At 38.3% G+C, this 8,326-nt stretch carries 7 protein-coding genes and 3 tRNA genes; 3 read left to right on the plus strand and 7 right to left on the minus strand.

The annotated features are described in order from the left end of the window. Positions 1-545 precede the first annotated feature (545 nt). A complete protein-coding gene (locus ACVYAD_RS16375; protein WP_476427154.1) occupies positions 546-1,466 on the plus strand; it encodes a 1,4-dihydroxy-2-naphthoate polyprenyltransferase in 921 nt (306 codons plus the stop codon). A 29-nt stretch (positions 1,467-1,495) separates the two neighbouring features. Here the strand turns inward: ACVYAD_RS16375 and ACVYAD_RS16380 are convergent, their stop codons facing one another. The 4 genes from ACVYAD_RS16380 to ACVYAD_RS16395 form a co-directional block, all read right to left on the minus strand. Next, entirely contained in the window at positions 1,496-2,422 is a 927-nt protein-coding gene (locus ACVYAD_RS16380) for a dipeptidase (protein WP_476427155.1), read from the minus strand. 48 nt (positions 2,423-2,470) lie between these two features. Beyond that, positions 2,471-2,920 carry a TraR/DksA C4-type zinc finger protein gene (locus tag ACVYAD_RS16385; protein ID WP_197140214.1) on the minus strand — a complete coding sequence of 150 codons (450 nt, stop codon included), beginning with the start codon at positions 2,918-2,920 and terminating at the stop codon, positions 2,471-2,473. 143 nt (positions 2,921-3,063) lie between these two features. Beyond that, the gene (locus tag ACVYAD_RS16390) at positions 3,064-3,825 is read right to left on the minus strand and encodes a MerR family transcriptional regulator (RefSeq protein ID WP_476427156.1); all 762 of its coding nucleotides are present in this window, start codon (positions 3,823-3,825) and stop codon (positions 3,064-3,066) included. 646 nt (positions 3,826-4,471) lie between these two features. Next, the gene (locus ACVYAD_RS16395; protein WP_476427157.1) at positions 4,472-5,683 is read right to left on the minus strand and encodes a diaminopropionate ammonia-lyase; all 1,212 of its coding nucleotides are present in this window, start codon (positions 5,681-5,683) and stop codon (positions 4,472-4,474) included. A 138-nt stretch (positions 5,684-5,821) separates the two neighbouring features. Here ACVYAD_RS16395 and ACVYAD_RS16400 point away from each other — a divergent pair, with 138 nt between their 5' ends. Together ACVYAD_RS16400 and ACVYAD_RS16405 are read left to right on the plus strand one after the other, a co-directional pair. Beyond that, complete coding sequence (locus ACVYAD_RS16400) at positions 5,822-6,967, plus strand: PD-(D/E)XK nuclease family protein (protein ID WP_476427158.1); 1,146 nt, start codon at positions 5,822-5,824, stop codon at positions 6,965-6,967. A 272-nt stretch (positions 6,968-7,239) separates the two neighbouring features. Further along, a complete protein-coding gene (locus ACVYAD_RS16405; protein WP_476427159.1) occupies positions 7,240-7,878 on the plus strand; it encodes an NAD(P)-dependent oxidoreductase in 639 nt (212 codons plus the stop codon). Between the two features lie 147 nt (positions 7,879-8,025). Here the strand turns inward: ACVYAD_RS16405 and ACVYAD_RS16410 are convergent. The 3 genes from ACVYAD_RS16410 to ACVYAD_RS16420 all read right to left on the minus strand — a co-directional run bounded on the left by ACVYAD_RS16410 (position 8,026) and on the right by ACVYAD_RS16420 (position 8,276). Beyond that, positions 8,026-8,097 (minus strand) — tRNA-Glu (locus tag ACVYAD_RS16410). Between the two features lie 2 nt (positions 8,098-8,099). Further along, positions 8,100-8,190 (minus strand) — tRNA-Ser (locus ACVYAD_RS16415). Positions 8,191-8,199: 9 nt separating this feature from the next. After that, positions 8,200-8,276 (minus strand) — tRNA-Asn (locus ACVYAD_RS16420). Positions 8,277-8,326: the final 50 nt, after the last annotated feature.

Raw genomic sequence — 8,326 nt, forward strand, 5'->3', positions numbered from 1 at the left:
TCTAACTTTCAATATAAATTTTAACTGCTTTGGCTTTTCTATAACACAAATTGGACAAACCTTTGCATAATAAAGTGAGTGTTTGTACTTTTACCACATCATATTTATATTGTTAAAATAGCTGTCATTTTATTTTGCTAGCTTATTCTTTGTACTGTTGCTATTATCTTAATTATTGTTTTCAGTTCATAAATGCATGTTCTATTGTATCATTTTTTTTAACTTCTTTCAGCAAATGTCCTTTGTACCGAAAGCGTAGCGACAGGTACAGAAGTCTCCCTCCTCTATAGGTGGTGAGATGAATGCGGATTTAAGCTACTTTTCAGCGGGTGTCCAAACAGCCGCTGAAAGAAGTTAAAAGCCCCCGGCGGATGTCACGTAATCGGAAAGGAGTTCTTTGTGCAAGCACAAAGCCGATTCCGGACGCAATTATGCCAAGGCATAATTGATCTGAACTGTATATAATAAGCTGTGAACCTATCCAATTTCTCATTCTTCGTATAAAATAAGAATAGTCTACAACATTTGAAGGAGAGAAAGACCTTATGACCAAAGTCATTGAAGCTGATAGGGGTTTTAAAGTTTGGTGGCATTTAACACGTCCACATACTTTAACCGCTTCATTCGTTCCAGTATTTTTAGGAACAGCGATTGCCTTGGCAATTGAAAAACAAACAATCGATTATGGACTATTTTTTGCTATGCTCATTGCAAGTATGCTTATACAAGCAGCAACAAATATGTTCAATGAATATTACGATTACAAATTAGGACTAGACAACGAAAATTCTGTCGGTATCGGTGGAACGATTGTACGTCACGGTGTTCAACCAAAAACTATTATGATGATTGCCTTAAGCTTTTATGCAATCGCTATGCTGCTTGGCATTTACATATGTGCCTCTACCTCTTGGTGGCTTGCTGCCGTAGGACTTGTTTGTATGCTGATCGGTTTTTTATATACTGGAGGACCTTACCCTATAGCCTATTCACCATTTGGAGAACTTGTATCTGGCGGTGTTATGGGGATGGGTATTATCTTAATCGCCTTTTATATTCAAACACTTACAGTAACTTTTGATGCTGTTTTACTTTCAATACCTAGTATGATTTTAGTTGGGGCAATCATGCTGTCCAACAACATTCGTGATATCGTTGGCGATACAGAAGGTGGTCGAAAAACGCTTGCTATTTTAGTAGGCCGAGACAATGCCATTTCTGTCCTATCTGGCTTTTTTATCATTTCGTACTTATGGGTAATCGCTCTTGTAGCAATTGATGGTATTACCTTTTGGGCTCTAATCATATTCTTAAGTGTTCCAAAACCACTTCGTGCGATTCAAATTTTCCGCGATAAAAAAGAAGCTAAAGAAGTGATGCCTGCGATGAAATTTACAGCGCAAACAAATACATTCTTCGGCTTCCTCTTAGGAATCGGTTTATTGATTCAATATTTCTTTTATTAGTATGACCCATCATTAAAGATGCAGCAGCCTTAAAAGGTTGCTGCATCTTTTACATAGCGTCGAAAATTATTACTTGCAATACCACAAACTTCTTCGATTGAAAAATGTTCACGTAATGCCTCTAACAAATTTTGTGCCTCTCCTGCGTGCGCTAATCCTTTGACAGTAACATCTATACCATCGAAGTCTGAACCTAGTCCAAGGTGCTCTACCCCTACTATATTCGCTAGATGCTTCACATGCGCTACTAAATCATCTATCTTAGCATTGTCTCGGATAAAAGTCGGGTAGTATACGACATGTATATGACCGCCATGCTCGACAAGTGCTTTCGCCTGAGCATCCGATAAATTTCTAGGATGATCACAAATTGCACGTGCATTACTATGACTAGCAATTAGATGCTTCGCTAGTGGCAAAACATCCCAAAAGCTCTGTTCATTTAAATGGGAGACATCGATAATAATATCCCTCTCATTTAGCAAGTTTATAACTTCTTTACCAAATGATTTTAAACCAAGGCTTGCATCCTGTTCAGCACCGTGGGCTACAGCATTTTCTTCATTCCACGTTAGACCAACAAGCTTTACACCTGCGTCTAATATGGCAGAAAGCTTTGCTAAATCTTCACCGATTGGGCCACAGCCCTCTAAGCTTAAAATGGCTCCAATTTCATGCGGAGCTAAAGTATCTAATTGGGACCAATCCGTAATATGCACCATGCCCTCAGTTTGTAATACATGTGTATGGAAGGCTTCAATTTGCCGCACCGCCTCTAAAAATTGCATGCTTTGCGGAATGTTAGGGTTTATAAAAATAGCAAATACTTGTGCCTTAACCCGCCCTAAATGTAATCTCTCTCGATTGGCATGCAAACGTGCATCATCTTCAAATTTTGCCGCTTCTAAAGTTGTTAATTTCAATAGAGCATCACAGTGTAAATCAATTATATCCATATTCTCACCCCATACAGCTATTATACTGCCTGTGAGTGAAAATGCTTACTAACTTTTATCTTGTGGTGTATCGGAAGAGCCAAATTCCTCAAGTTCTATGAAATCATCTGATTTTGGGGTTGAAGACAATACATCTTCCTCTACTGGCCTTAAATTATCTTCTTTGTGCTCCGCATGCTCAACACATGTCAATGCTTTCGGCATAGCTTCTAGGCGACCAATCGGAATCTCTTCACCACATACAGCACATTTACCATATGTACCGTCCTCCATCGCTTGTAGTGCAGCCTTTATTTCTTCAGCATCGTCACCACGGTGTTCATCAATCGCCATTTCCGTTAGCTGATCCGTTAAATCACTCGCATTGTCAGCTGGATGATTATCATAATTAGATAGCTCTGTCGCTTGTGGACGCTCTGATTCCTCCAGTTGCTGTTCTATTTCCTGTAGCTCCTGCTCTAATTGCTTTTTCAATTTTTCCATTACTTGTGGGTTCAAAAAAATCTCCTCCTCATGCCTTCATTTTTTCCTAAATTAATATTTCTAAAACATGAAAGCATGAGAAGGAATCACTTATTTTTTGTATATTTATTTTCATTTAGTAAACGTTTTTTATAGCGAAAGCGAAACGTCAGCTATAATTACGCTAAAGTGAAATTTTGGATGGCATCATGTAAAAATTGCGCTGCTCCTTCAGCAACACGTTCATCGTAATAAGCTGAAAAGCGTTCATCCGCTACATACATCTGTGCTATACCTGCATGTGCTTCCTTAGAATATTGTGCCCACGAAAAGCTAAGCCAACGTTTATGAAGCTCTGCTACTTCCATTGCCACATCATTGTTTGTATCGCCGATTGCCATCGCTTCTTTTAAACGAGCAAATAATTGCTGTTCTAGCTGCTGCATAGCCTCATACTGGTCTTCCGTCATATTCATTAGCTTCGCATTCGATGCATCAACCGTTTTATCACCATATTTTGCACGAACCTCTTGACCATATTGCTTTTCATTCTCCTCGATTAGTTTCTCTTTAAATCCATTAAATTTCTCTTCATTTGCCATTGGTTGTTCCTCCTCTATAGATTGAATGGTTTTTTCCACTGTTTGTAATATCTTTTCAAGCTGTTCCTTGCGTTTCAGTAAAGCCGTACGATGGGTTTTGAGTGCCTCTGTATGTTCAAAATTTGGCGATTGAATAATTTCCTTAATGGTCGCTAACTTCATATCTAATGCTCTATAAAATAAAATTTGCTGGAGCATATCAACTTCAAACTGTCCGTAAAATCGATAGCCCACCTCATTGGTTCTTGCTGGCTTCAGTAATCCAATTTCATCGTAATAGCGTAGTGTTCTTGTGCTAACTCCGGATAATTGAGCAAGCTCTTGAATCGTAAATTCCACACTGTTCACCCCCTCTACTACTACTGTAAATCTTTACGCAACGTTAAGGTCAAGGAAAAAAATAAAAAAATTTGTTCCTCGCCATAAGTGTGGTTGATTTCCGTTCAGACTGGGCGCTTTGCTTTCGCTACAGAAACCATTTGTTGTTGCTGTCGCTACGCTTTCGCACAGAAAACATTCGCTTCGCTTCAGGGTCTCGGGCCAACAGATATTTTTTGCGCGAAAGCATAGTACTAACGAAGCGGCAGCGGCACCGATGTTGGTCACGAAGGAGTCGCCCAGTCGTAACGAAGATCAACTTATATAAATTGCATAAGTCTTTCAAATTTCATCCTTCAATACATGCGTATAAAAAAAGCAAACTAGAATTTTTATTATCACTAGTTTGCTCATTATCAATTATGCCTTGGTTATTTGCGTCCGAAATCGGCTTTGGGCCAACAGATGTTTTTTGTGCGACAGCGTAGTGCTAACGCAGCGTCAGCAGCATGAAGTAGGTCCCTCAGTCGTGTGTTGTTGCTGTTGTTGTTGCTGTCGCTTCGCTTTCGCACAGTTAAAACCGTGTCGCTGTCGCTTTCGCACAGATAGATTGCCACAGGACGTGGGGTTCTATTATAGCGGGTGTTTGGACACCCGCTATAATAAGTTAAATGTTTGCATATTTCCCATGCCACATAATATTTCTATAGTTTTCTACATCTGTGTCACCTTCAGTGTTAATAAACAATATACGAGAATTTTCATCTATTTGTAATGTATCTTTCAGTTCTATATATTGCTCATTCATCATCAACTCATAAAAACATCCAACTGGGGCAGCTCCAGATTCTCCAGCAATAATTCTTGCATCTGTTGCTAGTGGATTCCCAAGAATGCGCATACCTGTAGCGGCAATTTCCTCATCACAGCAAATACTCACCTTCGTATAAGTCTTTAATAAATCCCAAGCTAGTGGATTCGGCTCACCACAAGCAAGACCTGCCATAATGGTTTGCATCTCTCCACCAACCGTTACAAATTGCTCAGCTCCTGCTTTAAAGCTTTCATAATAGCAATTCGCTACAAAAGGCTCAACTAAGACAAATGTAATCTCTTGCTCATAGTATTGTTGTAAGAAAGCTACAACTGCACCTGCAAAAGATCCAACCCCAGCTTGTAAAAATACATGGGTAGGTGCTTTTTCCAACTGCAGAGCGACTTCTTTTATTAGCGTTGTATAGCCTTGCATAATCCATAAAGGAATTTCCTCATAGTCTTCCCACATCGTATCCTGAATAACTACCCAGTCATTTTCTGTTGCTAGTTGTGAAGTATAACGAACTGTATCATCATAATTCATTGTCGTTATTTCAGCATATGCACCTTCATTTTTAATATTTTGGAGGCGCTCCTCAGCACTACCTGCTGGCATATAAATGCGTGCTTTCAAACCAAGCTCTCTAGCAGCCCAAGCTACTCCACGACCATGATTGCCATCGGTCGTTGAAATAAATGTTAAGTCTCCTAGCTGCTCCTTTATTTCTGGTGATTTAAGCTGCTCAAACGATAACTCATCAATATTCCTATCTAACTTTTTGGCAACATACTGCCCAATTGCATAAACACCACCCAATACTTTGAATGCATTTAAGTCAAATCGATATGATTCATCTTTTACAAAAATACTTTGTACGCCAACTAGTGATGCAAAAGCATTTAAGCTTCGCAATGGTGTGCTTTCAAATTTCTCATATGTACGTTGAAATCTACCAACACGGTTTACTTGTTCTGATGAAAAATGATGTAGAAAAGGTACTACTTGTTCTACGTTCTTCTGCAACAAATATTGTTGGTTGTTTGTCCATAATAATTTTTCCATCTCCATCCCCCTACTTTTGTTTCTATATTTATCTTAGCTTATAGCATCACAAAAAAATACTACAAGGCTGTTTTCGAAAAGATTATTGCTATAATAGTTTTCGATACTTTAAATCTACTGAGTTTGAGAGGTTAGAATATGATAAGAAATGAGAAAGAGTTGAAAACCAAGCTGAATCAGTTGATTAGTGATTCTAATTTCTTGCGTTTACAAGAATCTTTTGAAAAACAAAGCTTGTTTCAATTATTGGGTTTTGGACACCGCGAAACGATGCACAGCTCTTTTATCAGTTGGTTGCTTTCACCAACGTCTTCGTTAAATTTAGGGACGTTCCCACTGAAGCGTTTTCTCTACTATATTTCTGAGGAAAATGTCTCAAATGCGAAAACCGTTATTGATTTTGATTTAATCGAATCGGACTCACTCCAACTAGAGGAAATGGAAGTGGCAACTGAGGTATCGGAGTCTGCGGTCGATCCAGAGACAAACCAGGAATTACGGGCTCGATTTGATTTATGTTTGACGAACGATCTGGTGAAAATCATTGTGGAGAATAAGGTGTTGGCAAGAGAAAACAAAGACCAGACCGAAACCTATACGAAAATCTTAAAACAATTGGATGACTCGTATACATATGAATTAAAGGTCTTTTTGTCTCCAGATGCCACGGTAAAACCAAAATGTCCCGAGTTTATTCAAATTGATTATCAAGAGTTATATGATTTCGTCATATTGCCTTGCTTGAATCACCCCAAAATTACAACAGCAAATAAAAATATTTTAGAAGAATATATACATAATCTTCGTATGGTCTATAAAGGAGTGAATAAGCCGATGGCAAGAGTAAATGATGAGTTGTGTGTAGCAATATACGATAAGTATAAAGATGTATTAGATGAGATATTCGATGCGGTTAAAAATGAGACACCTGAAAAAAGGACGGCCAAAACATCTTCTCCGATTCGTAAATCAAATATCTCTTGGAAAGAGTTGTATTCACAACTAAATGAAGACGAAAAAAATCTAGAAGCTACTTATGGAGGTGCCGTAAGAGAGGCAGAAATCGACCTAACAAGTGGCAAGGTCCTTTTTGAAGGAAAAGAATATAGTAGTCCTTCAGCCGCTGCCATTGCCGCAGTAAATTCCGTTAAAGGTGAAAATTACACAGAGCGTTACAATGGCTATGCGTTGTGGAGTATTGTGTATCCAAATGGTGATAAGAAGAAACTGTCTGGTGTACGTGATGATATCGCTGCATCTTTTGCTCAAGAGGAAGAGGATTAAGCTCCCTAAGAACTTTTCAAGATTATTTCGTATACAAGTATTCCACAAAAAGGCACGATTGTTTAAAAAGCATCGCTGTTTTTCCTAAAACGGGGCTTTAGTTAAAAAAACAAAAAGGCGGAATTTATTCTACACATTTTGTAGATTAAATCTGCCTTTTTGTTTTAACAGCAACAATCTTTTGGAAAATAACTTAATAGAAAAAGAAAAGTTTGAAACCTATTAATGAGATTCATCGTATATGTACTAGTATATTCAATTGGAGGTTTAAAATGGATAACCCTAGTAGAATTGCGATAATTGGAGGAACAGGGAAAGTAGGAAGGCATATAGCAGCTCGTGCAATAGAAAAAGGATATCATGTTCGGATGCTTGTTAGGAACCCGGAGAAGGTACTATATAAAAATGATAAAATTGAAATAGTAAAAGGACAGGTTCAAGAGATAGAAAGCATTCGAGAACTTCTTAAAGATTGTCAAGTTGTTATTAATACATTTGGTCAACCACCTAAAGAGGAACCTATTTATAGTAAAGTTACAGCTACTATTTTTAATGTGATGGAAGATTTAAACATTAGTCGATATATAGGTGTTTCCGGTGGTTCTCTAACGATAAAAGAGGACAAAAAAAGCATGATGAATCGTTTTGGAGCAAAGATGTTTGAAGTTATCTTTCCGAAAATGATGAAGGATAAAAAATTGGAATGGGAACTTTTATTAAATAATAAACAAATTAAATGGACACTACTTAGATTACCATTTGTGAAAGATAGCTTAACATCTAATCAGATAAAGGAAAATCTTACTGATATGCCTGGTACAAAAATTACGAATCAAGATATAGCCACTTTTATCATTGATCATATTGATAATGCAAAGTACGTGCACAAAACACCTTTTATATCCCATTAGGGTACTAGCAATAAAAAGACATGAAAAGTAACATGCTATTTTTGTAGTGTATCTTAAAGACAAATAGTATTACATTCGCCACCTTTGGACCATTTGGAAATACAAAAAAATACAGTAGATGTAAATTACATCTACTGTATTTTAGTATGACCCGTACGGGATTCGAACCCGTGTTACCGCCGTGAAAGGGCGGTGTCTTAACCACTTGACCAACGGGCCAATGGCGGAGAAGGAGGGATTTGAACCCTCGCGCCGGTTACCCGACCTACACCCTTAGCAGGGGCGCCTCTTCAGCCTCTTGAGTACTTCCCCACAAAAAAATGGCTCCGAAGGCAGGACTCGAACCTGCGACAACCTGATTAACAGTCAGGTGCTACTACCAACTGAGCTACTTCGGAATAATGGTGGGCCTAAATGGACTCGAACCATCGACCTCACGCTTATCAGG

Source organism: Lysinibacillus sp. G1-3 (assembly GCF_056322905.1).

Coding starts and splice junctions, on each gene's coding strand:
- ACVYAD_RS16375 (WP_476427154.1), top strand. CDS start 546: ATGACCAAAGTCATTGAAGCTGATAGGGGTTTTAAAGTTTGGTGGCAT.
- ACVYAD_RS16380 (WP_476427155.1), bottom strand. CDS start 2,422: ATGGATATAATTGATTTACACTGTGATGCTCTATTGAAATTAACAACT.
- ACVYAD_RS16395 (WP_476427157.1), bottom strand. CDS start 5,683: ATGGAAAAATTATTATGGACAAACAACCAACAATATTTGTTGCAGAAG.
- ACVYAD_RS16400 (WP_476427158.1), top strand. CDS start 5,822: ATGATAAGAAATGAGAAAGAGTTGAAAACCAAGCTGAATCAGTTGATT.
- ACVYAD_RS16405 (WP_476427159.1), top strand. CDS start 7,240: ATGGATAACCCTAGTAGAATTGCGATAATTGGAGGAACAGGGAAAGTA.